Origin of the sequence: Chryseobacterium sp. KCF3-3 (genome assembly GCF_045865955.1) — a bacterium.
In the GTDB taxonomy this organism is placed as follows: Bacteria; Bacteroidota; Bacteroidia; order Flavobacteriales; family Weeksellaceae; genus Chryseobacterium.
Map to the genome: position 1 here is coordinate 3,154,218 of NZ_AP035792.1, position 26,045 is coordinate 3,180,262.

Genomic DNA, 26,045 nt, shown 5'->3' on the forward strand with positions numbered 1-26,045 from the left:
TCTAAAAACAAAAGTAAAATATGTCAACTTATGTAGTTGTAGGTCTTCAGTACGGAGATGAAGGCAAAGGAAAAATAACGGATGTTTTATCAGCAAAATCGGACTATGTAGTACGTTTCCAGGGTGGAGACAACGCTGGTCACACGGTTTATGTGGGTGAAGAAAAATTCGTTTTGCACCTTCTTCCTTCAGGAGTTCTTCAATGCAAAGGGAAATGTATCATTGCGAACGGAGTAGTGGTAAACCCTAAATCTTTCATTAGAGAAGTTGGTCAGATCGAGAGCAAAGGCTTAAGAACAGATCATATCTTTATCAGCAGAAGAGCGCATGTAATCATGCCTTACCACATCCTTTTGGATACTTACCGTGAAGAGGAACACGGAGGAACTCAGATCGGAACTACCAAAAAAGGAATCGGACCTTGTTATGAAGATAAAATTGCAAGAGTCGGAATCAGAATGGTAGACCTTTTAAATCCTGAGATTTTAAGAGATAAAATTGAGAAAAACTTAAAAGTTAAGAATTCTCTTTTTGAAAAATATTACGGAAAGCCAACGTTAGACGTTGAGGAAATCTACAACGAATATTTAGCAATCGGAAAGCAGCTTCAGGACAGAATCGTTGATACTGAATTAGAGCTGAACGAAGCGATCAGAGATGGTAAAAATGTTTTATTCGAAGGTGCACAGGCATTAATGCTTGATATCGATTTCGGTACCTATCCATACGTAACTTCATCTTCTCCATCTACAGGAGGTGTTTGTTCAGGAGCTGGTGTTCCACCAACTTCACTTCAAAATCTTATTGGAGTAGCAAAAGCTTACTGTACAAGAGTAGGAAACGGACCTTTCCCTTCTGAATTGGATAACGAACTGGGTGAGAAAATCAGACAGATTGGTGGTGAATTTGGAGCAACTACAGGAAGACCGAGAAGAACAGGTTGGTTAGACCTTGTTTCTTTAAAGCATGCTTGTATGATCAACGGAATCAACAACCTTGTGATCACAAAGCTTGACGTTCTTACAGGAATTGAGAACCTGAAAGTAGTAACACATTACAAAACTGAAGACGGAAAAATCATCGATTATTTCACTTCTTCAACAGAAAAACTATACAACTACGAACCAATCTATCAGGATTTACCAGGTTGGAGCGAAGATATTACGAAAGCAAGAAGCTATGATGAACTTCCTGACACTGCACAGAAATACATCGAGTTTATTGAAAAATACTTAGGAATCAATGTATACTTAGTTTCTGTAGGTCCTGAAAGAAGTCAGAACATCATCAGAAAAGAATTATTCTAATATTCTTAAAGATAAAAATAACAGAGAGATCATCATGGGATGGTCTCTTTTTTTTGTTTAAAACTTTACTTTTTCAGCTTTTCAATCCATCCTTGTCAAGGTTCAAAACCTTGACAAGGATTTTAGGATTAAGAGATAATTCCAATCTTGAATTTTTGTATACTTTTGTTTTCAAGCAAAAATGTAAATAAGAAAAATTATGGAAGAAAATAAAATACCCCGGCGTTTTCTGGACAATATCGTCATCAGCTTGTATCTTACGATTGCCTATGCTGTTTTGTTTATCATATATTTAGGTTTACCCCTCGGTAAGATTTCAGATTTTGTACTGATTCTGTTTATTGTCTGCAGTTTGCTTTTTAGTACGGGTGGAATCTATTTTGCTGCAAAAAGCTTTTTGAAAACAAAGATCAGTTCTGTTATTCTGATTATTATTAATGCCCTGGGATTATTAATACCACTTACTCTTATTCTGCTGCTTCTATAGTGTCTCTACTCAATTCGTACACTGTTATTTGTGTGATTTATTTTTATGAAAAGCAGTAGTGTTTTTCCAGATAAACTTTCTATTTATAAATGTTAAAATTTAAACATTATCATAAAATTTTCTAATATTATGTTGTTTTGCTAAAATTTTGGCAGATGTTTTGATATTACAACATTGCTTATCGATAAGAGCTAACAAAACTAATAATCACAAATTTTAACAGTTTAAATAGTAGTAGTGATGAAACAACATAACCAAAACCAGGAATTTCGTTTTAACGAAGTTCTCTTTGAGCACCGCAATAAAGACTATGGTGCCTATGTATTAAGAAACGAATCAGATAGAATATTAACCAAAGCGCTTTTTATCGGAGCAAGTTTAATGGCTGCAGTATCCATTACACCGTTTGTGATTTCTGCATTGAAACCTGTTGATGAGCCTGTCGGAACGGTATTTGAACTTCCGAGAGTCGTTGAAATTCAGGATGTAGAAAAGCCGAAAGATCAGCCGGTACAAATTGTAAAACCAACTCCTCCAGCTCCTGCTGTAAAAACTTATGATGACAGATTGCCGGAACCTAAAGCAATTGTTACCAATGAAAAGCAAGTTGAGGATAAGATTAATGCGGTAGCAAGTACACAAACATCAGAAGGTAAAGAAACTCCGAATACCACCTATATCCCGATTGTACCAAGGGTTATCGGAGGTGATGGGCCGCCTGCTGTAAAGGCAGATCCGGTAGTTGAAAAGACAGACCCTTCAATTATTGATAAAGATCCTAGTGTAGAAGCTAGTTTTGCAGGAGGAATAGACTCCTTCAGAAATAAAGTAATGAACAGCTTTGATGGTTCAGGATTTGAATCAGAAGATGTTGTAAAGACGACAGTTACCTTTATTGTAGAAATGGACGGAACCATCTCAGGGGTAAAAGCTAACGGAACCAACGCCGATTTTAATAATGAGGCAATGAGAACAATTAAAATGATTTCCAACAGAGGAAAATGGATCCCGGCCAAAAACAAAAAAGGAGAATACGTAAGAAGTTATTTCAAATTTCCTATCTCCATGAAATTTGAGAATTAATACGGAAAAGTAAATTTCAAATAGTTATCCACAAAGAATTTTTTTTGTGGATAATTTTTTTTATCGTTAAATTGCTTATTAACAATATTTTAACTCAATTTTGATTTTCCCCACTCACCGAGAGCAAAGAAAAAAGTGTATTTTTGAAACTTAAAGTTCTAATAATGGCAAAAATCATAGGTATTGCTAATCAAAAAGGAGGTGTTGGTAAAACTACCACCGCTGTAAATTTGGCAGCAGCATTAGGAGTATTGGAAAAAAGAATATTAATCATTGATGCTGACCCTCAGGCGAATGCAACATCCGGTCTGGGTGTTGAGGATGTTCAGTATTCTACCTATAATCTACTGGAGCACAGTGCGGATACAAGAGTTTGTATCAAAAGAACAGCGACTCCAAACCTGGATATTATTCCGTCACACATCGATCTGGTAGCTGCGGAAATTGAATTGGTAGACAAGGAAGACCGTGAGTATATGCTGAAAAAGGCACTGGCAAGTGTAAGAGATGATTATGATTATATTATCATCGACTGTGCACCGAGTTTAGGTCTTATTACCGTCAATGCGCTTACGGCAGCAGACTCTGTAATCATTCCGATCCAGTGTGAATATTTTGCATTAGAAGGGCTTGGTAAACTTTTGAACACCGTTAAAAATGTTCAGAAGATCCATAATAAAGATCTTGGAATTGAAGGTCTTCTTTTAACGATGTATGACAGCCGATTGAGATTATCCAATCAGGTTGTTGAAGAAGTCAATCTACATTTCCCTGAAATGGTTTTTGAAACTATCATCAGCAGAAACGTAAGATTGAGTGAAGCACCAAGTTTTGGAGAAAGTATCCTGAACTATGATGCAGAAAGTAAAGGAGCGGTTCAGTATATTCAGTTAGCTGAAGAAGTTCTTTTGAAGAATGAAAACTTAATAAAGAATTAAATTAATAATAAATGGCCAACAGGTGAATGCTAGTCATCACTTTTTAAACATCATTTATCAATTATATCTATGAAGGACAAAAAAAGAGCTATGGGACGCGGCTTGGGCGCCATTTTAAGTGCAGAATCCAAAGCAACTATCAATTCCGCTACAGATGAAGGAGCAGATAAGTTTGTGGGAAATATTGTGGAAGTTGCGCTTGAAGATATCTATCCGAACCCAACGCAGCCGAGAACTTATTTTGATGAAAAAGCATTAAACGAACTTGCACAGTCCATTAAAAACTTAGGCGTAATCCAGCCGATTACCCTAAGAAAAGACGGTGAAAAGTTTGAAATCATTTCCGGGGAAAGACGTTACAGGGCAACTAAAATTGCAGGGTTAACGACTATTCCTGCCTATATCCGTTTAGTAAATGACCAGGAGCTTCTTGAGATGGCTCTTGTTGAAAATATCCAGAGAGAAGACCTTGATGCTATCGAAATAGCATTAACCTATCATAGGCTTTTAGAGGAAATCGGTCTTACTCAGGAAAACCTGAGCCAGAGAATAGGAAAGGATAGAAGTACTATTACCAATTCTATAAGACTTTTAAGATTAAATCCGGATATTCAGAATGCCATCAGAAGTGGTGAGATTTCTGCAGGACACGGAAGAGCAATTATCAGTCTTGAAAGTGAAGAAGATCAGCAGGTATTATTTGATCTTATCATCAAAGAAAAATTAAATGTTCGTCAGGCTGAACAGGCTGCTGCTGCATTGAAGAATCCGAAGTCTCCTGCTGCCAAAAAGGCAAAAGTGGAGCTTTCCAATAACTATAAAAAAGCCCAGAAGACCATCGCAGATATCCTAGACGTAAAAGTGGAAATCAAATCTTCTGGAAATGGTAAAAAAGGTAAAATTGTTCTGGACTTCAAAAATGAAGAAGAGCTGGAATATATTTTATCCCATATTAAATAAATGAAGAAAATATTTTTCACATTTTTCTTGTGTATCGCTGCAATGGCTTACTCACAAGTAAAACCTATCGATACCGTTCGGATGCAGACTCTTCCGAAAGAAGAACCTCGTGTGGTAAAACCAAGCAAAACAGAAGCAAAGATTATTGAAGATCTTGAAAAAGCCAATGGTCCCACAGCAAAAACCATAAAGCTAAACCCTACCAGAGCGGGATTATACTCCGCAGTTTTACCTGGATTAGGACAGTTTTATAACAAAAAATACTGGAAAATTCCCATTGTTTGGGGAGCGGTAGGTGCTGGGGTTGGTATTGCCGTATGGAATGACAATCAATACAAAAAATACCGTGAGTATTATGTGGCAAAACTGAATGGAACTCCTAATGAATTTGTAGACAGTCACCCGTGGTTGGACAAAAAAGCTTTGGGTAACGCACAGGACAGAGCCAAAAGACAACGGGATTATGCCATTGCCATTACAGGTTTGATCTATATTCTGAATATTGTAGACGCTGTAGTAGATGCCCACCTTTATGAAAGCCGCCATGATCCGGATTTGGTTTTTAAACCATCGGTTATTCAGGATCAGTATGGGTACAGCGCACCAAAAACAGGATTCAGTTTAAGTTACAGATTTTAAAAGACAATACACCTGCAGAATTTTTGAGGATTGAATGCAGATTAAAAATAAAAAAGATTATATGAAAATAGCATTAGTCGGTTACGGTAAAATGGGTAAGATCATTGATGAGATCGCACAGAAGAGAGGTCATGAAGTAGTTGCCCGTCTGAAGGAAACCCCAACTGCTGAGAATCTTAATAATCCGGATGTTGTGATTGAGTTCTCACTCCCGGAAGTTGCATTTGAAAACATCAAAGCTTGTCTTGAAAATAAAATTCCGGTGATCTGCGGAACAACAGGATGGCTTGATCAAAAAGCTGAAATTGAAAAACTGGCGGTAGATAATGGCACTGCTTTCTTATATGGTTCAAACTTTAGTTTAGGCGTGAATTTATTCTTTGCACTCAATGAAAAGCTGGCGGCTCTGATGAAAAACGTGGATGAATATTCTTGCCAATTGGAAGAAATTCACCACATCCATAAAAAGGATGCTCCAAGTGGAACCGCAATTTCCATTGCAGAAGGAATCATTCAAAACAATCCGAAATTCGATGCCTGGAAGCTGGAAGAAACAGAAGGCAAGCAGCTGGGGATTTTTGCGGTACGTGAAGATGAAGTTCCGGGAACACACAGCGTGTATTATAGAAGTGAAGTAGACGAAATCGAGATTAAACATACCGCTTTCAACAGAAACGGTTTTGCACTGGGAGCTGTAGTAGCTGCCGAGTGGATTAAAGATAAAAAAGGAAACTTCGCAATGAAAGACGTTTTGGGGCTTTAATTTGTAACAAATTCTGTAAATTGCAGACCAATAAGCAGAAAATGATGAATAGTGAATTGTAAACAGCGGACTGCTTTTATCATTTATTACTCATCATTTTTATTATTTATATCATAAGAATAGGCACAAAAATTTATGAATTATTTTTTAACTTATACAGTATATGTCCTCATACTATCAGTATTAATGGGGATTTCATCTTGGAAACTGTTCAAAAAAATGGGGTATAGCCCTTTATTTGCTTTTATCCCTTTCTACAACTATTTCATTATTCTTAAAGAAACAAAACATCCGAAATGGTGGGCAATCCTTTCTTATCTTCCGATAGTAGGGCCAATCATGATGTCTGTTTTCCACCTTTACTTAGTGAAGAAGTTCGGGAAAACACTTTTCAAAGATCAGATTCTTACCGTGATTCTGCCATTTATTTATATGGCGGTAATCAACTATTCTAAAGATGTAGAGTTAGAAGATGAAAATGCAAACGATCTGTTTCTTACAGACGAAGAGAAAAATGATAAAAAGAAAGATACATTCATTGGTTCCATTACCTTTGCTGTAGTCTTCGCTACTATTATTCATGTTTTTGTAACACAGCCTTTCGGGATTCCTACAGGATCTATGGAAAGAACTTTATTGGTAGGTGACTTCCTTTTTGTAAACAAATGGAGCTATGGGTACAGACTTCCAATGCGTCCGGTAGCAATACCTTTCCTTCAGGGAACTATTATGGATACAGGACAGAAAGGTAATCCTAAAGATGATCCTAAATCTTATGTAGATGGAGTAAAGCTTCCTTACACAAGAATTTTACAATTCAATAAACCACAGAAAAATGATGTAGTTGTTTTCAACTATCCTCAGGATTCAGTACATACAGCGATCGACAGAAAAGATCCTTACGTAAAAAGATGTGTGGCTACAGCAGGAGATGCTTTTGAAATGAGAGCCGGAAGACTTTTCGTTAACGGAAAGCCGGAGACTGTTTTAGGTGACCAGGAAGTACAGCACAGATACCTTGTAACAACGGACGCACAATTAGATATCCCTACTTTATATAAAGCTTATGGATTCTTACCGGTTCAGGAAGTGCAGCAGAATAACGGAGGTTTCCTTTATGGATTCCAGGGTTTAACGGATAAAACGGCTAAAGAAATTAAAGAACTTCCTCACGTTATTGACATGAAGGAAGAGGTTTCACCAAAAGGAGAAGCTGCAGTATATTACAGAGACGAGGCTAAAACTAAAATTGATACAACGCAATCCATTTTCCCAATCAACAAACCTTGGAATCAGGATTGGTACGGACCTGTCAGAATTCCTAAAAAAGGAGATGTTGTAGCGATCAATCAGGAAACATTGCCAATGTATCAGTGGATCATTTCTGAATATGAGCACAACAGCTTAGAAAAGAAAAACGGAAAGATCTTCATCAATGGTAGAGAAGCGAGTCAGTATACCATTCAGCAGGATTATTATATGATGATTGGGGACAACAGAGATGCTTCATTAGATGCAAGATTCTTTGGTTTCGTTCCGGAAGAAAATATTGTTGGAAAACCAATGTTTACATGGATGAGCCTTCAGGGTGCATTCTCTGACAGCAGCTCTACTTATCAGGCACCATTTAAAATCCGTTGGGAAAGAATGTTCAAAGCTACCAATACAGGTGAAGCCAATAAAACTTCTTACTGGTGGGTTGCAGCGATGATTCTTATCTTATTCTTCGGATGGGAGTATTTCGTGAAATTATTCGGAAAGAAAAAAACTGAAGACGACTAATAGAAAAATTAAACTTAAAATAGAATGAAGTATTTGAAAAAATACTTCATTTTTGCATTATGAATATGACGAATGTATTATTGCCGGCATTTTATATGCCCCCAATCTCATGGTTCTCAGTGTTTTTGAATCCTGAGAATGAAATTGTATTTGAACAGTTTGAAAATTTCCCGAAACAGACGTATAGAAACAGAGCCAATATTTATGGTGCCAACGGAAAATTGTCATTAATAATTCCCATTAACCATAACGGAAAAAGAGAATTCAAAGATGTTGAAATCTCTTATCGTGAAGACTGGAGAACGCTTCACTGGAAATCGATCAAAACGGCATACCAGAGCTCTCCTTATTTCGAGTACTATGAAGATAAGTTCAGAAAAATATTTGACCTTAAAGAAAAGTTCCTTCTGGATTTTAACCTTAAAGGGATAGAAGTAATCCAACAGATACTGAAAACAGAAAAGGCACACTCTTTGAATGAAGAATATATCAAAAATCCGGAGAGTATTAATTTCAGAGAAAAGTTTTCGGCAAAACTTCCTTCAGAATTTCAAATGGAAGAATATTACCAGACATTTTCTGATAAATTAGGATTTTTGGAAGACCTTTCGGTTCTTGACCTTATTTGTAATAAAGGCCCGGAATCATTAGTATATATAAAAAATATAAAACAATCATATTAGCATACAATCGCTTTTGATAAAATTTTCAGGATAAAAAACATGAAGGTGGCGATTGGAATATGTCTTTAAAAAATTAAATATCAACATATGAAAAAGGTATTATTAGCTGCAGTTTTTTTAGCAGGTTTTAGTTTCTCTTTTGCACAGGAATCTAAAGCTAAAAGTATTGATCCCAACGAAGATAAAGATCTGATGACATGGTATCATAAAGATTTTGCATCTTCAAAAGTATATGGAGTAAATACATCAAATGCTTATAAATACTTGGAATCTAAAGGCCTGAAGCCTAAAACCGTAGTGGTGGGAGTGTTAGACAGTGGAGTACAGGTAGATCACCCCGGATTGGTAAAGAACCTATGGTCAAACCCTAATGAAGTTCCTGGAAATGGTAAAGATGACGATGGAAACGGGTATATTGATGACGTACACGGTTGGAATTTCATAGGAGGTAAAAACGGTGATATTGATATCGATAACATGGAGGTAACGAGAGTAGTTGCCAAATATAAGCCTGTTTTCGAAGGAGATGATTCTACAAAAAATAAAGCCAACCAGGCTAAAATGAAGGAGGAGTTTGAGATGTATATGAAAGCCAAAGATATGTTCAATAAAAAAAGTATCGAGGCGAAACAAAACTTTCAGACCTATTCTATGTTGAATGAGCTGATTCCTAATATGGTAAAACTATTAGGAGGTAAGCCTGTAACTGCTGAAACTATTGCAGCTATCAAAGCTCCAACAGATCAGAGAGATGCTATTGCTCTGGATTTCTTAGGCCAGATTTCACAAAGTCCGGAATTTAAAGGAAAATCAGCAGAAGAATTTGAAAAAAAGATGAAGGAGGAAATGAAAGAAGCCATCGATCATTTTGCTCCAGCTGCAAAACAATATGACCTTTCATACGATCCGAGAAAAGAGATTGTAGGAGATAACTACGATGATTATTCTGAAAAAATCTATGGAAATAATCACTATGAAGGACCGGATGCAGAACATGGAACCCACGTGGCAGGTATTATTGCAGGACTTCCGCAAGGAAAAGAAGTGCAGTACGGAGTTGCTTCCAAAGTGGCTAAAATCATGTCTGTAAGAACTGTCCCTAATGGAGATGAAAGAGATAAAGACGTTGCCAATGCTATCAGATATGCAGTAGATAACGGTGCGAAAGTATTAAATATGAGCTTTGGGAAACCAGTTTCTCCTGGTAAGAATGTAGTTTGGGATGCTTTCAAATATGCTGAAGATAAAGGAGTTCTTTTAGTAAAGGCTGCAGGTAACGAAAATGAAGACGTAGCAGAACATCTGGCTTATCCTACCAACTTTAAAAATGTTACGGACGAAAAACCGTTTGTAAGTAATGTTCTTGTGGTAGGTGCAAGTACCAATAAAAACAATGCGCTGAGAGCAGATTTTTCTAATTACAATAAAAAGATGGTCAATGTTTTTGCTCCGGGAGAGGAAATCTATTCTACCGTTCCTAAAAACGAATACAAATATCTTCAGGGTACTTCTATGGCTTCACCTGTTGTAGCCGGAGGAGCAGCTGTTTTACTGGCTTATATGCCGGACCTGAAACCTTATCAGATCATTGAAGCTCTTGTGAAAAGCAGTAATCCAAGTACAGCAGATGGTTTTGGTGATCAGTCTCAGGCTGGTGGAGTTATTGACCTGAAAAAAGCAGCAGAATATGCGTATACGAATTTCTACAAAGGGAAACCTTCAGGCACTGCCAAGCCTTCGAAATCCGTAAAAAAGGCTGTTAAAAAATAATTTATCTCCCTCTGTTTAAGGAGAAACCATAAAGAGTCCGAATTTTTTCGGACTTTTTATTTTTTATTTTAAATTTTGGCACGGTTTTTTGTAACTTTATAGTAACAAAATAATAAACAACAAAATGAAAAAGTTACTACTTGCAGGGATGTTGGGAACATCACTTTTTGCAGTTTCGTGTTCCTCTGTTAACAAAGCAGCTACATCTCAAAATCAAAGAGCCGACTTCCTTAAAATGAAAGGAGACTGGCAGATTGTGAGCATAGATTACGATAAAGGTTATAAAATTAAACCTTTTGACGAAGGTGCAGACGCACAGTGTTTCGTAGGAAGCCACTGGAGATTGATTCCTAATAACTGGACAGGAGCGTATACTTTAAACGGTGGTGGAGATTGCCCGGCAATTACACAACCTATCAAATTTGAAGTAAAAGGCGGTAATACGTTTATGTTTAAAAAAATTGCTACAGGTACAAAAGCAAAACAAAATACAGCTGGTTACAGCCTTACAATGATCAATCAGACTACAGATCAGTTTTCACTTGAGCAAGATGTTCCTTTTGAAGGAGGTAATGTAAAAGTAGTTTACAACTTCCAGAGAACAGGAATGAAATAATTTATCAACATAAAAGATCAAAAAAAATGAAATTTACAAAAACATACGTAGGAGCCCTTTTCTTGTCATCAGCATTATTATTGACAAGCTGTGAAGCGGTTCAGAATTCAAATCACCAACAAAGAGGTACAGCAGTAGGTGTTGCTTCAGGAGCAGTACTGGGAGGTATCCTTGGAAATAATGTAGGTAAAGGAGGAAACGGTGCTATCGGAGCTGTATTAGGAGGTATTATCGGTGGTGTTGCAGGTAATGTTATCGGTAACAAAATGGATAAGCAGGCTAAAGATATTAAAGAAACTTTACCAGGAGCTCAGGTAGAAAGAGTAGGAGATGGTATTAAAGTAACCATGAATGAAAGTATTGTTAACTTCGCTTTCGACTCTTCAAACCTTACTTCTGTAGCACAGACAAACCTTGATAAATTAGCTGAAGTACTGGTTAACAACCCAGATACCAATATCAACATTTATGGTCATACAGATAGTAAAGGTTCGGATGAGTACAATCTTAAACTTTCTCAAAGAAGAGCAGACGCTGTGAAAGCCTATTTATCAGGAAAAGGAATTGCATCAAGCAGAATGTTTACAAAAGGTGAAGGTGAAGCAATGCCTGTAGCAAGCAACGATACCGATGAAGGAAGAGCTAAAAACAGAAGAGTAGAGTTTGCTATTACTGCCAATGAAAAAATGATTAACGATGCCAAACAAGGGCAATAGTTAATTTAATATATAAATATTTTCGTAAAAGACCGCCCCGGCGGTTTTTTTTGTATTTTTATGCTAGAAATTTTGAATTTATTATTTTTGTATTTGAAATAACATAAATGAAGAAATATTTAAAGCTGCTCCGTGTGGAGCAATGGGTGAAAAACCTTTTTGTATTTGTCCCTCTGTTCTTTTCAGGTAATATTACCAATATAGATCTGCTTCTCAAAAGCATTTTTGCATTTGTCATATTTTCGCTTGCAGCAAGTGTTGTCTATATCCTGAATGATTACAATGATATTGAAGCAGACAGAAAGCACCCGGAAAAAAGAAGAAGACCATTAGCGAGTGGAGCTATTTCAAAATCAAAAGCGATAGGAATTCTTATAGGCCTCATCGTGGTTGATATAGTTCTTGTATTTTTTACTCAACTTTATTTCCATGAATTTCTTTGGAAATTTGCAATCATCATAGGGTTTTATGTGGTTATGAATCTTGCCTATACTTTCAGGCTGAAGCATGTTCCTATCATTGATATCTTTATCATTGCTATAGGATTCGTATTACGTGTACTGGCTGGAGGTTATATTACCGGAATCAGTATCTCACAATGGGCGATTCTACTGACGTTTGTATTGGCTTTGGTACTGGCTATTGGAAAAAGAAGGGGAGAACTTATCAATGCCCAGGTTTCAGGAAAAACAAGAAAGGCACTGGATGGATATAATGTTCAGTTTGCAGATATAGCCTTATCTATTTCTATTACACTGGCTATTGTCTGCTATCTGATGTTTACCCTTTCTCCGGAAGTTCAGGAAAGATTTCACGAAAGAGTTTTTTATACCGTGATTTTCGTTGTATTTGCGTTGTTAAGATATCTTCAGCAGACACTGGTTTATAACAGAACGGAATCTCCTACAAAAATTGTTTACAGAGACCGTTATATACAGGTTACTTTATTGCTTTGGGTAGTTGCATTTTTAATTCAAATTTATTTTAAGAAATGAAACCGAATTTCATACAGAAAGTTACAAACTGGGGAAATTTCCCAATAGTAGAGAAGGAAATGAGATCTGAGGACAGTTTCAAAAGAATAAAAGAATTTGTACTCAGTCACAACGAGGTTATTGCGAGAGGAAACGGGAGATGCTATGGAGATGCTTCGTTGGGAGAATCTATATTTTCAACTAAAAAATTAAATAAATTCATCAATTTTGACCGATTGAACGGAATCATAGAATGTGAATCCGGAGTGCTGCTTTCAGATGTACTGGAGATAGCAGTTCCACAGGGATACTTTCTATACGTTACTCCAGGGACAAAATTTGTATCAGTAGGAGGAGCTATCGCTTCCGATGTTCATGGAAAAAACCATCATGCAGAAGGATGTTTTTCAGAATATGTTATCGAATTTAAGTTAATGACTGAGAAGGGGGAAATTATGACCTGTTCCAGAGAAGAGAATGCAGAAAAGTTCTGGGCTACCATTGGTGGAATGGGACTTACAGGAATTATTCTTACTGCAAAATTTAAACTTAAAAATATAGAGTCTGCATACATTCGTCAGGAAAGTATAAAAGCAGACAATCTGGATGAGATATTTAAGCTGTTCGATGAAAGTGAAAACTGGACCTACACTGTTGCATGGATTGATTGCCTGCAGAAAGGAAAAAATATCGGAAGAAGTATTCTCATGAGAGGAGAACATGCGTTTCAGCATGAACTTCCCCAAAGTTTTTCAAAAACACCTTTAAGACTAAAGAAAAAATTACAACCTACCGTTCCTTTTTATTTTCCGGGATTTGTACTGAATGCTCTTACCGTAAAAATTTTCAACTGGCTGTTTTATAAAAAACAGTCTAAGAAAGAAGTGAAAAACTTTATTGATTACGAAACATTTTTCTATCCATTGGACGCTATTAATGATTGGAACAAGATCTACGGGAAATCCGGTTTTATACAATATCAGATGGTCATTCCTAAAGAAGCAGGAAAAGAAGGAATGAAAAGAATTCTTGAAACGATTGCCAAAAGCGGGAACGGTTCATTCTTAGCGGTTTTAAAACTTTTTGGAAAAAACAATCCTCAGGCTTACAACTCATTTCCTGTAGAAGGGTATACGTTGGCTCTTGATTTTAAAGTTAATTCAAAACTGAAAAAACTGGTAGATCAGCTGGATGCTATTGTTCAGGAGTTCGGAGGAAGAATTTATCTTACCAAAGACAGCATGAGCAGGTCATCCCTTACCAATTACCTGAAAAATATTCAAAATCCTAAATTTGTGTCTTTACAGCACAAAAGAATCATAAATAATAACTCATAATGATAGTTCTGGGAAGTACATCTGAAGTGGCACAGGCTTTTGTGGAAAAGGCACTTCAGGAAGGCGAGAAGTTTGAAAAAATCTATCTTTTTACCTCAAATAAAGAAACTACAGAGCGTTTTGCAAGACACCTCGATGTGAAGTTTCTACAACAGGCGGAAGTCATTGAACTGGATCTGACTAAAGAAATTGATTACAATAGATTTGATAATATCAATTCAAATGTATTATTTTGTGCCGTAGGATATTTAGGAGAAGGAACCGAAGAAGGATTGTATGATAACAGAAATACAGAACGTATCATTGATATCAATTATTCAAAACTGGTTCCTGTGATGAATTATTTTGCTCATAAGTTTGAAAGCAGAAGATCCGGAACGATTATCGGGCTTTCATCTGTGGCAGGAGACCGGGGAAGGCAGAGCAATTTTATCTATGGAAGTGCCAAAGCAGCTTTTACTGCTTATCTGAGTGGGTTGAGAAACTACCTTTTTGATAAAAAAGTACACGTTCTTACCATAAAACCGGGGTTTATGGAAACTAAGATGACAGAAGGCCTGCCTCTAAATCCGAAACTGACAGCAAGTCCCAAACAAGCTGCTTCCTGTATTTACAAAGCCTTCAAAAAGCAGAAAAATGTGGCATATGTTTTGCCGGTTTGGAGTATTATTATGATGATTATCAGGAATATCCCTGAGTTTATATTCAAGAAATTAAAGCTTTAAGAAAATGAAAAAATTGTATTGTTTTGATTTTGACGGAACCCTTACTTATAAAGATACAATGTTTATGTATCTTAAATTTTACGATTCTACAAAATATCGTATACAATTTTTAAGACATGTACCTCTCTTTATTCTGCTGAAGCTGAAACTTGCTGAAACAGAAAAAGTGAAAAAAAGCTTTATTGGCTCTATTTTAAGAGGCCAGACCCAGGAAAAAATCGAACTGAAGTCTAAACAGTTTTTTGAACAGCATTATCCTAAAATAGTGAGGGAAAATGCATTAGACTTTATAAAAAATATCGATAGGAATAATACACAGAGTTTATTGGTAACAGCATCATTAGATATCTGGGTGAAACCTTTCGCTGATGAACTGAAAATGGAGCTTGTTTCTACGCGGGCAGAGTTTAAGAACGGAGTTTTCACCGGAAATTTTATAGGAAAAAACTGTAACGGAAAAGAAAAACTGGTAAGAATTAAAGAGGAAATTAACGATTCTAAGTACGATAAAATTATTGCATTTGGTGATACTTCAGGAGATCGGCCAATGTTGAAATGGGCAAATGAAGGACATTACCAATTTTTTCACTAATTTTGGGAGATAAAATTGTAAAAAATGAAAAGCCTGTTAATCGCATGTACAGCAATTATCATGAGCTGTGCAAGCACTTCATCTCAGAAATCTTCTGCTATGCAGGGAAATGTTGAACTTCTTGTCTCTGAATCTCAGGGAGGAGCTGAGACTCCTGGCTTTAGAATTATTAAGGAAGAAAAGGATTTCCGCAACATTATCAGCGGAAGTTTTGGTATTTCAGAAATAGGAAAAGAATCTTATATCAAATATCCGCAGTTTCCGAAAAATAAAAAAGTCGTTTTATACAATTTGGGAACCTTCAGATCTGGGAGCCACAAAATTGAAGAGATCAAAAGTATATCTGTGAAAAATCAGATTCTGTATGTAGAAGTTCCGGCTGGAGAACCTTCCGGTGGAATGGAAATTCAGGTGATCTCAAGCCCTTGGTTTATATTTACTGTTCCCACAGATTATAAATTTACCTCTGTAGAATTAAAATATTCAAAATAATAATGGATAAAGTATATTTAGATAATGCCGCAACCACTCCGCTTGCAGAAGAAGTTATAGATGCAATGGTTGGCACTATGAAAATGAATTTCGGAAACCCGTCTTCAACACACAGTTTTGGTCAGGAAGCAAAAATCCTTATTGAAAATGTAAGACGACAGGTTGCAGACTATCTTCATGTAACTCCTGCTGAAATTATTTTCACTTCCTGTGGTACCGAATCAAACAATATGATCATCAAATCCTCGGTAGAACACCTTGGAGTGGAAAGAATCATCAGTTCTCCTCTGGAACATAAATGCGTTTCTGAAAGTATTCTGGATATGAAAAGCAGAAAAGGTGTAGAAGTAAACTACATCCGCCCGAATGAAAAAGGAGATATTGATCTTGCTAAATTGGAAGAACTTTTAAAAGCTTCAGATAAAAAAACATTGGTAAGCTTAATGCATGCCAACAACGAAATTGGGAATATCATCAACCTTAAACAGGTTGCGCAGCTGTGCAAAGAGCATCATGCACTTTTCCATTCAGATACGGTACAGACAATGGCTCATATGAACCTTGATTTCTCTGATATTCCTGTAGACTTTGCATCCTGCAGTGCTCATAAATTTCACGGGCCAAAAGGTGCTGGATTTGCGTTTATCAGAAAAGCGACAGGTTTAAAAGGAATTATTACCGGAGGTCCTCAGGAAAGAAGCCTTAGAGCAGGTACTGAAAATGTTTGTGGTATCGTAGGATTAGGAAAAGCATTAGAACTTTCTCTGAATCATATGGAGGAATATACCAACCATATGCAGAGTATAAAGGATTATGCAATTGAAAGACTTTCTGCTGAAATAGAAGGAATTAAATTTAATGGAAGAAGTGCTGAAAAAGAAAACAGTCTTTATACCGTTTTAAGTGCTTTATTGCCTTATAAAAATCCACTCATAGGACTTCAATTGGATATGAAAGGGATTGCCATCTCTCAGGGAAGTGCATGCTCATCAGGAGCGTCAAAACCTTCAATGGTAATGATGATGGTACTTTCTGAGGACGAAATGGATCACTGTACTCCATTACGTATCTCGTTCAGCCATATGACGACCAAAGCGGAGATTGATACATTGGTGAATGCATTAAAGGAAATTTCAAGCGATTACACTATAGAAAAAACTAATGTTGAGCATAGATAGGCTTGTGCTCTAAAAAGCGTAATTTTGAACATCCAATAAAGGATTAAAAGAAAATAATATTAATTAAAATAAAAGAAACAAAAATGGCTTTAGAAATTACAGACAGCTCATTTCAGGATACGGTTTTAAAATCAGACAAACCGGTATTAGTAGACTTCTGGGCAGTATGGTGCGGACCTTGTAGAACTTTAGGACCAATCATCGAAGAAGTAGCATCAGATTTTGAAGGTAAAGCAGTAGTTGGAAAAGTAGATGTAGACAACAACCAGGAGATTTCTATGCAGTATGGTATCAGAAATATTCCTACAGTTCTTATTTTTAAGAATGGAGAAGTAGTAGATAAATTAGTAGGTGTAGCTCCAAAAGAGGTAATTGCTGAAAAATTAAGCGCTCACTTATAAAAAAAATAAGTTTGATAATGAACGCCTTCCAGTATTGGGAGGCATTTTTTTTAAAATAATTTGCAGATAACAAAAAAAGTTGTAATTTTGCAACCACGAAAAAGAAACGACGTTCTTTCAAATAATGATCCGGTAGTTCAGCTGGTTAGAATGCCGCCCTGTCACGGCGGAGGTCGCGGGTTCGAGTCCCGTCCGGATCGCAGAGTTTTCTCAATTTCTTTTAAAAAAAATTGATCCGGTAGTTCAGCTGGTTAGAATGCCGCCCTGTCACGGCGGAGGTCGCGGGTTCGAGTCCCGTCCGGATCGCAGAAGTTTTCTCAATTTCTTTTAAAAAAATTGATCCGGTAGTTCAGCTGGTTAGAATGCCGCCCTGTCACGGCGGAGGTCGCGGGTTCGAGTCCCGTCCGGATCGCAGAAGTTTTCTCAATTTCTTTTAAAAAAAATTGATCCGGTAGTTCAGCTGGTTAGAATGCCGCCCTGTCACGGCGGAGGTCGCGGGTTCGAGTCCCGTCCGGATCGCAACTACGATATCAAAGTAGTCAAAATACTGTAAAATGTAAATTTTACAGTATTTTTTTTGGGAGTATGCGAATGATTTAATGTTAAAATACCTTGGCACTAGCGATTTATATTTTGAATAAAAATTAACGTATGCTATTAAATATTAATAATAATTATTATCTTCGCTCGATAATAAAAACCACCAATTGTTGAAATAATGAAAAAGATACTTTAGGTTTATTTGTGTATGGGGAATGTTTTTAAAATCAGGGAGTTAAGGTATATACCCAGGTGGTCGGTTTTTCTTATTGATGTTTCAGTCATTTTTTTTTCAATTTTAGTTTCATATTTTCTTCTGAATAGTCTGGAGGTAAAACTCAACTTTATTAAGTATCAAAAGGAAAAAATATTTTCAGTGGTGCTTATTAATATTCTGTGTATAGTTCTGTTCAAAACGTATGCAGGAATTATCAGACACTCTACTTTTTTTGATTTTTTTAAAATTGTATGGTCTTCAGGCAGTGCTCTTATTGTCTTGCTGGGACTGAATTTTATATCAGAACTGATATTGGGCAACCCTGTATTTTTATACCCTGTTCTTTTTTTATTTTTCTTTATCTCCATTTTTTTGATGTTCTTTTTCAGAATGGCAATCAAAGAGCTTTTCGGTGTCTTAATAGATTCTAAGGATACTCCATCCAAAGCTAGAATTGCTATTGTAGGGGTAGAGGATACTTCCGTGTCATTAGTAAAGGCTATTATTCACAATCCCGATCATCCCTATCAGCTGGCAGGATTTCTCAGTGCAAGATCGGATTCTAAAAAAGCAAGGTTGCTAGGCCATAAAATTTATAATAAAAAACAATTCCTTAAGAGCAATACTCTGAAAGAACAATTTGATGCGGTTTTAATCAAAGATGTGATGACAAAGCGAGAGATAGAAGAATGGACTAGCTTTGCATTGGATAAAGGATTGAAAGTATTAAAAGTACCCGTAACCAATATCATAAAAGAGGAAGATAGGGTGAGAAGTATCCGTCCTCTTCAGATTGAAGATTTACTGAATCGTCCGACAATTAAAATAGAAAACAATGAGGTAAAATGTTTTCATGTTAATAAAAATATTCTGGTAACCGGAGGAGCCGGATCTATAGGAAGTGAGATTGTAAGGCAGGTTGCTCAGTTAAATTCATCATTGATTGTTGTGGTAGATCAGGCTGAGTCTCCTTTATATGAGTTGCAGCTCGAATTATTAGAAAAGTTTCCAAACCAAAGGTTCAAATTTATACTGGCTGATATTTCAAACTATTCCAGAATGGAAAAATTGTTTGATAATTATCAGTTTTCAATAGTTTATCATGCGGCAGCCTACAAGCACGTACCCTTAATAGAAGATAATCCGCATGAAGCTATTTTTGTCAACATTGGAGGAACTAAAAATGTAGCACTCTTATCGAAAAAATATAATGTAAATCGTTTTGTGATGGTGTCTACAGATAAAGCAGTAAATCCCACCAACGTAATGGGAGCATCTAAAAGAGCTGCTGAACTTTTTGTACAGTCTCTACAAAATTCTTCGGAGAATACAACAAAATTTATAACAACCCGTTTTGGAAATGTATTAGGTTCCAATGGTTCAGTAATACCCCATTTCAAAAAACAAATTGAAAAAGGAGGTCCGGTAACGATTACTCATCCCGATATCATTCGTTATTTTATGACGATTCCTGAAGCTTGCGAATTGGTACTTCAGGCGGGAACAATGGGGCAGGGAGGAGAGATTTATGTTTTTGATATGGGTAAACCGGTTAAAATTCTGGATTTAGCGGAAAGAATGATCAAATTATCAGGATATACTCCGGGTATCGATATTAAAATTGATTTTATTGGGTTAAGACCTGGCGAAAAACTGTATGAAGAACTTTTAACAGATAATTCTACGACTATTCCTACCCATCATGAGAAAATTATGATATCCAGAGATCCATTGATGAAGTTTGAAGATATAGATATTTTGTGCACACAAATCATTCTTTCAGCAATGAATAAAGATAGTTTACAGATTGTGAGAATATTAAAAATAATTGTGCCGGAATTTAAAAGCAATAATTCTGAATTTGAAATTCTTGACAAGATATCTGAACATTAAGCATATGAATGAAATTAAAGAATAAAATACATAAAAAACTAATATAAAATAATAATTTTGCTATTTTAATTCCAAACGGAATGAAAATTGCTGGAGAAAGAATTAATTTAAATATAAAGATTAAAATACCTCTCACCTACATAATTTCATTGTAAATATAGAATACTTATGTGGTTATTTTCCTTACGATTAGGTATCTTAAATTAAATTTAGTTCAGATAGATTTTAAATAATAGCACAAGTAGACTTAGAATAAACAACATATGAATAAAAAAATTATTACATATATAACATTGTTATCGGTTATTTTGTTATCATGCAGACCGAAGCAGAATATGGTATATATGTCGAAACATAATATGGAAGAGGAAGTTGCGAAAGCAAAATTTCAGGGCTTGCATATTCAGGAAGGAGATGTACTTCTGATTCTTGTATCTGCACTCGATGAAATTGCTGTAAAGCCTTTTAACCTTAATACTGCAAACAAAGTAGGGAGCGACGGTAGTAGAGGAATTAACCAATACGTAGAACCAAGTCAATACCTTGTAAATGAAGAAGGCTATATCTCTTTTCCGGTTTTAGGAAATGTATATACTAAAGGAATGACACAGGTACAGCTAAAACAGGAACTTGAATCACGTCTTAAGAGATATCTAACAGATCCATTGGTGACTATTACACTTAAAAACTTCAATGTAAGTATTTTAGGAGAGGTAAAACAACCTGGGCAGAAAGAAAGTCTCTCTCAGAAAATCAATATTTTTCAAGCACTTGGACTTGCAGGTGATATGACGGATTTCGGAGACCGAACCAATGTAAAACTTATCCGTACAGGAGAAGATGGTGCGGACCAGGTGGTTAATGTTGACCTTACAAGATCTGATATTGTGAGTTCACCGTACTATTATATGAAACAAAACGACATATTATATGTACAGCCGGATAAAAATAAGCAGGTTCAGGCTAACTCAAATCCGAACAGAGCTCTTACATTCCAGATTATTGGTGCTTTACTTACAGCAGGTACACTTATTATTGCTTTAACTCGAAAATAAAATATGCAGCAGATAGAATTTCAGGAAAGTGAAGAATCTTTGAATTTAAGAAAGATCATTGGAAAATATTTAGTAAAATGGCCTTGGTTTATAGCATCTGTCTTATTATTTGTTATTATCGCCTTTATATATCTAAGATATGCTGTACCTCAATATGAATCGACTACTACTTTAAAATTTGATAAAAAACAGTCTGATTTAACAGGAGCATTAATTGATCTTGATAATTTGGGACTTGGTTTAGGAAATGCAGATGAACTTAAAAGTGAAGTGGCTGTGGTAAGCTCCAGACCAATCCTTATGAAAGTTGTTGAAAACCTAAATCTTAATATACAATATTATAATTCGGGTGAGATAAGGGATTCAGAATTATTTATCAAAGTACCAATTGTTGCAAAAATTATTTCTTATAAGAATACCAAAAAATTTGTTTCTTCCCAATATATGGTAAAAGAAGTGAACGGAAACGAATTTGTTTTGGAAGATAAGGAAAACAAAAAAGTAAAGGGAACTTTCGATAAAAATCTAGTTCTTGATTTTGGAACTGTAGTTCTTCAAAAAGTTCCGGGTCTGACCTTTAAAGATAAATATAAAATTGTCTTCTGGAATCCTATAGAGAAGGTGAAATCTTTGGAAAAAAAGATCCAAGTTGATCTTCCGGATCAAAAGGCTATGCTTATGGACATTAAGATTGTAGGAACTGTTCCTGAAAAATCAGAGGCTATTCTTAATGAGGTAACCAAACAGTATAATCTGGATGGGCTAAGAGATAAAAACTTACAAGCTCAAAATACTCAGGAGTTTATCGACAAACGATTAGAGGTTATTTCAAGGGATCTTTCCGGAGTGGAGAATCAGAAAGAAGATTTCCAGAACCGTAACCGAATCGTAGACTTACAGGCGCAGGCTCAGTTGGCGCTTCAGAATACCAACGATAACACTAAACAATTTCTTCTACAGCAAACCCAGCTGGATCTTCTTAACTCCCTTCAGAATGAAGCTTCAAAAGGAGATAATCAGCTTATGCCTTCTAATTTAGGACTTAATCCTTCTTTGGAACAGGCCATTTTACAGTATAATAATCTTGTTATCACTAGAAATAAAACTTTGAAGCAGGCAACGAATGAGAACCCTGCAGTGATAGAAATGAATAAAGAAATTTCTTCATTAAAAGAAATTGTAAGAGATAACATCCGTCAGCAAAAAGCAACCGTTCAGGCATCTATCGCACAGATAAACAACCAGATTTCTGCCAGCACAGGTATGATTGAAAAGGTTCCCGGACAGTCAAAAATCTACAGAGGTATCGAACGTCAGCAGAATCTTAAAGAACAGCTTTTCCTTTTCCTTTTACAGAAAAGAGAAGAAAATGCAATTAATCTTTCGGTAAATGTTCCGAAAGCTAAAATTGTAAACCCTGCTTATACTGATGATATTCCGGTTTCGCCTAAGAAAAATATTATTCTTTTGGCAGCGGCTTTATTAGGATTAATGTTACCGTTGGGAGTATTCTATCTTTTCTTTATGTGGGATGATAAAATCTACAGCCGTACAGATATTACAGAAAATTCGCCACTTGGTGTATTAGCAGATATACCATCGTTGAAGGATAATCAGAACCATTTGGTACAGAGAAATGATTTCTCCGAATTGGCGGAATCGTTTAGAATACTGGTTTCCAACCTGAAATTTCTACTTCCTAAGAAAGATTCGGCGAAAGTCATACTGGTAACTTCTTCAGTGAAAGGGGAAGGTAAAACACTGGTTTCAGTGAATCTTGCTCTGACATTGGGAAGCAAAAACGGAAGATCATTACTAATTGGTTCGGATGTTAGAAATCCACAGATACAGAGATATGATGATGAGCGTGTTAAGAATGCTGGTCTTACGGAATATTTATATGATGAAACGACAGATGTAGAAGATCTTATACATACTTCGGATACCAATCCTGAATGTGATGTAATTTATGCGGGATCTATTCCTCCAAACCCTCAGGAGCTTCTTTCCAACGGTCGTTATCAGAAGCTTATCAGTGAAATGTCGTCCCGTTACGAATATATTGTGATCGATTCTGCTCCACTGATGCTTGTTTCAGATACATTGAGTATTTCTGATACAGCTGACGCTTCTTTATACGTTGTGAGATCGGGAGTATCAAGAAAAATATTAATAGATTTTGCAAATAAACTGGTTAGAGAATCAAAAATATCAAACGTCTCTTTTGTAATCAATGATGTTTCTAAAAATGTTGGTGGTTATGGTTATGGATACAACTATGGTTACGGTTACGGATATACCACTGATAAGGAGAAAAAATGGTGGCAAAAGCTTTTCAATAAATAATCAATTTATCTTCAAAATATACATTAAATAAAGTAAGAACATCACATAAAATATGAATATACAGAATAAAATTGGGGTAATCGGATTGGGTTATGTAGGATTACCTCTGGCCCGTTTATTTGCAACAAAATACTCGGTAGTTGGTTTTGATATCAATCAGGCCAGAATTGCAGAACTTAATAGCGGAAAAGATTCTACTTTGGAGGTAGAAGATGACGTATTGCTACCGGTTTTAGTAAAAGAGAATCCCTTTTCAAATTCATCAAAAGGATTGTTTTGCTCATCTAATCTAGAAGATATTAAAGATGCTAACATCTATATTGTAACTGTTCCTACACCGGTAGATAAACATAACCGCCCTGATCTGACGCCTTTATACAAAGCGTCTGAAACAGTGGGAAAAGTATTGAAAAAAGGGGATATAGTTATTTATGAATCTACTGTTTATCCCGGCGTTACAGAAGAAGAGTGCATCCCTGTGCTGGAAAAAGTTTCGGGATTGAAATTTAACGAAGATTTTTTTGCCGGATATTCTCCTGAAAGAATCAACCCGGGAGATAAAGAACGTACTGTAGAGAAGATTTTAAAAGTAACTTCAGGTTCTACACCAGAAATTGGTAAAATTGTAGACGAATTATATAAATCTGTAATTGCAGCAGGTACACACTTGGCACCAACCATCAAAGTAGCTGAAGCATCAAAAGTGATCGAAAACTCACAGCGTGATATCAATATTGCTTTTGTGAATGAGCTTGCAAAGATATTTAACCTCTTGAATATCGATACACATGCCGTTTTGGAAGCTGCAGGAACGAAATGGAATTTCCTGAAATTCAAACCCGGATTAGTAGGAGGGCATTGCATCGGGGTAGATCCTTTCTATCTCGCCCAAAAAGCGCAGGATGTAGGATATTATTCTGAGCTTATCCTTACAGCAAGAAGATTGAATGATTCTATGGGGCAATTTGTAGCTTCCGAGGTCGTAAAAACGATGATTAAGAAAAGAATCAACATTCCGGATGCCAAAGTGCTGAATCTTGGGATCACCTTTAAGGAAAACTGTCCGGATGTAAGAAATACGAAAGCAGCAGATGTTATCAAAGCACTGGAAGACTATTCTATCGAAGTTACAACTTACGATCCGTGGGTAAACCCGGAAGAAGTAATGCACGAATATGGTATAAGATCTACAAGTTCTCTGGAAGATATGAATGAAAAATTTGATGCAGTTGTTCTCACTGTTTCTCATAATGAGTTCCTGAATATTGATCTTTCTCATTATCTGAAGGAAGGAGGAATTGTATATGATGTTAAAGGAATTTTAGAGAAATACGATAATCGTTTATAAAAAAAGTAGAAAATGAAAATAGCAGTAGTAGGAACAGGATATGTAGGTTTGTCTAATGCCGTCTTATTGGCCCAGCATAATGAAGTCGTAGCGCTAGATATTGTTCAGGAAAGAGTAGAATTGCTTAATTCTAAAAAATCTCCTATTGAAGATGATGAAATCAGCACATTTCTTAGTACTAAACCACTTAATTTCAAAGCCACTTTAGATAAAAAGGAAGCTTACGATAAAGCTGAATACATTATTGTTGCCACACCCACAGATTATGACCCTACTACTAACTATTTCGACACAAGCAGTGTTGAAAATGTAATAAAGGAAATTGCAGAGTATAATTCTGATGCTGTAATCATTATTAAATCTACGGTTCCTGTAGGTTATACCGTAGACTTAAAAAGCAGAATGCATTTAGATAACGTGGTGTTTTCTCCTGAATTTTTGAGAGAAGGTAAAGCTTTGTATGATAATTTATATCCTTCCAGAATTATTGTCGGGGAGCAAAGCGAGCGAGCAAGGATTTTTGCAGAATTACTGAAAGAAGGAGCGGTTAAAAAGGATATTCCTGTTTTGTTTACTAATCCTACCGAAGCAGAAGCCATTAAATTGTTTTCAAATACCTACTTGGCATTGCGAGTTGCCTATTTTAATGAATTAGACAGCTATGCGCAAATCCACGAACTGGATACCCGCCAGATTGTAGAAGGTGTTGGTCTGGACCCAAGAATTGGTTCACATTATAATAATCCTTCTTTTGGATATGGAGGATACTGCTTACCTAAGGATACCAAACAGCTTTTGGCAAATTATGACGCTGTTCCCAATAATATTATTCAGGCAATTGTAGATGCCAACAGAACCCGTAAGGATTTTATAGCAGATTCTGTACTAGCCAAAAAACCAAAAAAAGTAGGAGTTTACCGTCTTATCATGAAAGCAGGCTCCGACAATTTCAGAGCATCTGCCATACAGGGAGTAATGAAAAGGATTAAAGCTAAGGGAGTGGAAGTGGAAGTGTTTGAACCTGCCCTTAATGAGGAGTTTTTTTTCAGTTCCAAAGTGGTAAAAGATTTAGAGCTTTTCAAAAAAGAATGCGATGTCATTATTTCTAATCGTAATGCGTTAGAACTTGCTGATGTACAGGAAAAAGTGTATACAAGGGATCTATTTGGTAATGATTAAAAGTAAATAAATTGTCAAGTACAA

24 protein-coding genes and 4 tRNA genes are annotated in these 26,045 nt (G+C 36.1%); all 28 read left to right on the top strand.

Annotated features, from left to right (window positions below):
* Positions 1 to 20 precede the first annotated feature (20 nt).
* The 28 genes from ACKTTZ_RS14255 (at position 21) to ACKTTZ_RS14390 (ending at position 26,021) form a co-directional block, all read left to right on the top strand.
* Complete coding sequence (locus ACKTTZ_RS14255) at positions 21 to 1,307, top strand: adenylosuccinate synthase (protein ID WP_034697454.1); 1,287 nt, start codon at positions 21 to 23, stop codon at positions 1,305 to 1,307.
* A 199-nt stretch (positions 1,308 to 1,506) separates the two neighbouring features.
* Positions 1,507 to 1,794: a hypothetical protein gene (locus tag ACKTTZ_RS14260; RefSeq protein ID WP_407845868.1), complete on the top strand. Its 288-nt coding sequence runs from the start codon at positions 1,507 to 1,509 to the stop codon at positions 1,792 to 1,794.
* A gap of 240 nt (positions 1,795 to 2,034) precedes the next feature.
* Positions 2,035 to 2,877: a hypothetical protein gene (locus tag ACKTTZ_RS14265; protein ID WP_034697456.1), complete on the top strand. Its 843-nt coding sequence runs from the start codon at positions 2,035 to 2,037 to the stop codon at positions 2,875 to 2,877.
* A 164-nt stretch (positions 2,878 to 3,041) separates the two neighbouring features.
* Entirely contained in the window at positions 3,042 to 3,815 is a 774-nt protein-coding gene (locus ACKTTZ_RS14270) for a ParA family protein (RefSeq protein WP_002981269.1), read from the top strand.
* 69 nt (positions 3,816 to 3,884) lie between these two features.
* Positions 3,885 to 4,775, top strand: a complete 891-nt coding sequence (locus tag ACKTTZ_RS14275) for a ParB/RepB/Spo0J family partition protein (protein WP_034697457.1) — start codon at positions 3,885 to 3,887, stop codon at positions 4,773 to 4,775.
* Complete coding sequence (locus tag ACKTTZ_RS14280) at positions 4,776 to 5,414, top strand: DUF5683 domain-containing protein (protein WP_034697458.1); 639 nt, start codon at positions 4,776 to 4,778, stop codon at positions 5,412 to 5,414.
* Between the two features lie 61 nt (positions 5,415 to 5,475).
* Complete coding sequence (gene dapB / locus ACKTTZ_RS14285) at positions 5,476 to 6,177, top strand: 4-hydroxy-tetrahydrodipicolinate reductase (protein WP_253317278.1); 702 nt, start codon at positions 5,476 to 5,478, stop codon at positions 6,175 to 6,177.
* 135 nt (positions 6,178 to 6,312) lie between these two features.
* Entirely contained in the window at positions 6,313 to 7,959 is a 1,647-nt protein-coding gene (gene lepB, locus ACKTTZ_RS14290) for a signal peptidase I (RefSeq protein ID WP_407845869.1), read from the top strand.
* Positions 7,960 to 8,018: 59 nt separating this feature from the next.
* Positions 8,019 to 8,642 (top strand): WbqC family protein, encoded by a 624-nt coding sequence (locus ACKTTZ_RS14295; protein ID WP_185103729.1) that lies wholly within the window; start codon positions 8,019 to 8,021, stop codon positions 8,640 to 8,642.
* Positions 8,643 to 8,729: 87 nt separating this feature from the next.
* Positions 8,730 to 10,412 carry a S8 family serine peptidase gene (locus ACKTTZ_RS14300; protein ID WP_407845870.1) on the top strand — a complete coding sequence of 561 codons (1,683 nt, stop codon included), beginning with the start codon at positions 8,730 to 8,732 and terminating at the stop codon, positions 10,410 to 10,412.
* Between the two features lie 124 nt (positions 10,413 to 10,536).
* The gene (locus tag ACKTTZ_RS14305) at positions 10,537 to 11,028 is read left to right on the top strand and encodes a lipocalin family protein (RefSeq protein ID WP_034697462.1); all 492 of its coding nucleotides are present in this window, start codon (positions 10,537 to 10,539) and stop codon (positions 11,026 to 11,028) included.
* A 26-nt stretch (positions 11,029 to 11,054) separates the two neighbouring features.
* Positions 11,055 to 11,744 (top strand): OmpA family protein, encoded by a 690-nt coding sequence (locus tag ACKTTZ_RS14310; protein WP_034697463.1) that lies wholly within the window; start codon positions 11,055 to 11,057, stop codon positions 11,742 to 11,744.
* A 107-nt stretch (positions 11,745 to 11,851) separates the two neighbouring features.
* A complete protein-coding gene (locus ACKTTZ_RS14315) occupies positions 11,852 to 12,739 on the top strand; it encodes a decaprenyl-phosphate phosphoribosyltransferase (protein WP_034697464.1) in 888 nt (295 codons plus the stop codon).
* Positions 12,736 to 14,055, top strand: coding sequence for an FAD-binding protein (locus ACKTTZ_RS14320; protein ID WP_407845871.1), 1,320 nt, complete (start codon positions 12,736 to 12,738; stop codon positions 14,053 to 14,055). The genes ACKTTZ_RS14315 and ACKTTZ_RS14320 overlap by 4 nt, the downstream gene beginning before the upstream one ends.
* Positions 14,055 to 14,780: an SDR family NAD(P)-dependent oxidoreductase gene (locus ACKTTZ_RS14325; RefSeq protein ID WP_034697466.1), complete on the top strand. Its 726-nt coding sequence runs from the start codon at positions 14,055 to 14,057 to the stop codon at positions 14,778 to 14,780. The genes ACKTTZ_RS14320 and ACKTTZ_RS14325 overlap by 1 nt, the downstream gene beginning before the upstream one ends.
* A 4-nt stretch (positions 14,781 to 14,784) precedes the next feature.
* Entirely contained in the window at positions 14,785 to 15,372 is a 588-nt protein-coding gene (locus ACKTTZ_RS14330) for an HAD-IB family hydrolase (RefSeq protein WP_034697467.1), read from the top strand.
* Positions 15,373 to 15,396: 24 nt separating this feature from the next.
* A complete protein-coding gene (locus tag ACKTTZ_RS14335; RefSeq protein ID WP_407845872.1) occupies positions 15,397 to 15,864 on the top strand; it encodes a hypothetical protein in 468 nt (155 codons plus the stop codon).
* A gap of 2 nt (positions 15,865 to 15,866) precedes the next feature.
* Positions 15,867 to 17,042: a cysteine desulfurase family protein gene (locus ACKTTZ_RS14340; protein ID WP_253317276.1), complete on the top strand. Its 1,176-nt coding sequence runs from the start codon at positions 15,867 to 15,869 to the stop codon at positions 17,040 to 17,042.
* 83 nt (positions 17,043 to 17,125) lie between these two features.
* Positions 17,126 to 17,443: a thioredoxin gene (gene trxA, locus ACKTTZ_RS14345; RefSeq protein ID WP_027374941.1), complete on the top strand. Its 318-nt coding sequence runs from the start codon at positions 17,126 to 17,128 to the stop codon at positions 17,441 to 17,443.
* Between the two features lie 126 nt (positions 17,444 to 17,569).
* Positions 17,570 to 17,643, top strand: a tRNA-Asp gene (locus ACKTTZ_RS14350).
* A gap of 32 nt (positions 17,644 to 17,675) precedes the next feature.
* Positions 17,676 to 17,749, top strand: a tRNA-Asp gene (locus tag ACKTTZ_RS14355).
* Between the two features lie 32 nt (positions 17,750 to 17,781).
* Positions 17,782 to 17,855, top strand: a tRNA-Asp gene (locus ACKTTZ_RS14360).
* A 33-nt stretch (positions 17,856 to 17,888) separates the two neighbouring features.
* Positions 17,889 to 17,962: transfer RNA gene (locus ACKTTZ_RS14365), tRNA-Asp, on the top strand.
* Positions 17,963 to 18,191: 229 nt separating this feature from the next.
* Entirely contained in the window at positions 18,192 to 20,093 is a 1,902-nt protein-coding gene (locus ACKTTZ_RS14370) for a polysaccharide biosynthesis protein (RefSeq protein ID WP_407845873.1), read from the top strand.
* A gap of 344 nt (positions 20,094 to 20,437) precedes the next feature.
* Entirely contained in the window at positions 20,438 to 21,148 is a 711-nt protein-coding gene (locus ACKTTZ_RS14375; protein WP_253318196.1) for a polysaccharide biosynthesis/export family protein, read from the top strand.
* A gap of 3 nt (positions 21,149 to 21,151) precedes the next feature.
* Positions 21,152 to 23,494, top strand: a complete 2,343-nt coding sequence (locus tag ACKTTZ_RS14380; protein WP_407845874.1) for a GumC family protein — start codon at positions 21,152 to 21,154, stop codon at positions 23,492 to 23,494.
* A gap of 52 nt (positions 23,495 to 23,546) precedes the next feature.
* A complete protein-coding gene (locus ACKTTZ_RS14385; RefSeq protein ID WP_407845875.1) occupies positions 23,547 to 24,842 on the top strand; it encodes a nucleotide sugar dehydrogenase in 1,296 nt (431 codons plus the stop codon).
* Positions 24,843 to 24,854: 12 nt separating this feature from the next.
* Positions 24,855 to 26,021, top strand: coding sequence for a nucleotide sugar dehydrogenase (locus ACKTTZ_RS14390; protein ID WP_034692077.1), 1,167 nt, complete (start codon positions 24,855 to 24,857; stop codon positions 26,019 to 26,021).
* The last annotated feature ends 24 nt before the right edge of the window (positions 26,022 to 26,045 follow it).

Coding starts and splice junctions, on each gene's coding strand:
- ACKTTZ_RS14380 (WP_407845874.1), top strand. CDS start 21,152: ATGCAGCAGATAGAATTTCAGGAAAGTGAAGAATCTTTGAATTTAAGA.
- ACKTTZ_RS14315 (WP_034697464.1), top strand. CDS start 11,852: ATGAAGAAATATTTAAAGCTGCTCCGTGTGGAGCAATGGGTGAAAAAC.
- ACKTTZ_RS14330 (WP_034697467.1), top strand. CDS start 14,785: ATGAAAAAATTGTATTGTTTTGATTTTGACGGAACCCTTACTTATAAA.
- ACKTTZ_RS14320 (WP_407845871.1), top strand. CDS start 12,736: ATGAAACCGAATTTCATACAGAAAGTTACAAACTGGGGAAATTTCCCA.
- ACKTTZ_RS14325 (WP_034697466.1), top strand. CDS start 14,055: ATGATAGTTCTGGGAAGTACATCTGAAGTGGCACAGGCTTTTGTGGAA.
- trxA (WP_027374941.1), top strand. CDS start 17,126: ATGGCTTTAGAAATTACAGACAGCTCATTTCAGGATACGGTTTTAAAA.
- ACKTTZ_RS14260 (WP_407845868.1), top strand. CDS start 1,507: ATGGAAGAAAATAAAATACCCCGGCGTTTTCTGGACAATATCGTCATC.
- ACKTTZ_RS14310 (WP_034697463.1), top strand. CDS start 11,055: ATGAAATTTACAAAAACATACGTAGGAGCCCTTTTCTTGTCATCAGCA.
- ACKTTZ_RS14305 (WP_034697462.1), top strand. CDS start 10,537: ATGAAAAAGTTACTACTTGCAGGGATGTTGGGAACATCACTTTTTGCA.
- ACKTTZ_RS14370 (WP_407845873.1), top strand. CDS start 18,192: ATGGGGAATGTTTTTAAAATCAGGGAGTTAAGGTATATACCCAGGTGG.
- ACKTTZ_RS14335 (WP_407845872.1), top strand. CDS start 15,397: ATGAAAAGCCTGTTAATCGCATGTACAGCAATTATCATGAGCTGTGCA.
- ACKTTZ_RS14390 (WP_034692077.1), top strand. CDS start 24,855: ATGAAAATAGCAGTAGTAGGAACAGGATATGTAGGTTTGTCTAATGCC.
- ACKTTZ_RS14270 (WP_002981269.1), top strand. CDS start 3,042: ATGGCAAAAATCATAGGTATTGCTAATCAAAAAGGAGGTGTTGGTAAA.
- ACKTTZ_RS14255 (WP_034697454.1), top strand. CDS start 21: ATGTCAACTTATGTAGTTGTAGGTCTTCAGTACGGAGATGAAGGCAAA.
- ACKTTZ_RS14300 (WP_407845870.1), top strand. CDS start 8,730: ATGAAAAAGGTATTATTAGCTGCAGTTTTTTTAGCAGGTTTTAGTTTC.
- ACKTTZ_RS14375 (WP_253318196.1), top strand. CDS start 20,438: ATGTCGAAACATAATATGGAAGAGGAAGTTGCGAAAGCAAAATTTCAG.
- dapB (WP_253317278.1), top strand. CDS start 5,476: ATGAAAATAGCATTAGTCGGTTACGGTAAAATGGGTAAGATCATTGAT.
- ACKTTZ_RS14340 (WP_253317276.1), top strand. CDS start 15,867: ATGGATAAAGTATATTTAGATAATGCCGCAACCACTCCGCTTGCAGAA.
- ACKTTZ_RS14280 (WP_034697458.1), top strand. CDS start 4,776: ATGAAGAAAATATTTTTCACATTTTTCTTGTGTATCGCTGCAATGGCT.
- ACKTTZ_RS14265 (WP_034697456.1), top strand. CDS start 2,035: ATGAAACAACATAACCAAAACCAGGAATTTCGTTTTAACGAAGTTCTC.
- ACKTTZ_RS14275 (WP_034697457.1), top strand. CDS start 3,885: ATGAAGGACAAAAAAAGAGCTATGGGACGCGGCTTGGGCGCCATTTTA.
- ACKTTZ_RS14385 (WP_407845875.1), top strand. CDS start 23,547: ATGAATATACAGAATAAAATTGGGGTAATCGGATTGGGTTATGTAGGA.
- lepB (WP_407845869.1), top strand. CDS start 6,313: ATGAATTATTTTTTAACTTATACAGTATATGTCCTCATACTATCAGTA.
- ACKTTZ_RS14295 (WP_185103729.1), top strand. CDS start 8,019: ATGAATATGACGAATGTATTATTGCCGGCATTTTATATGCCCCCAATC.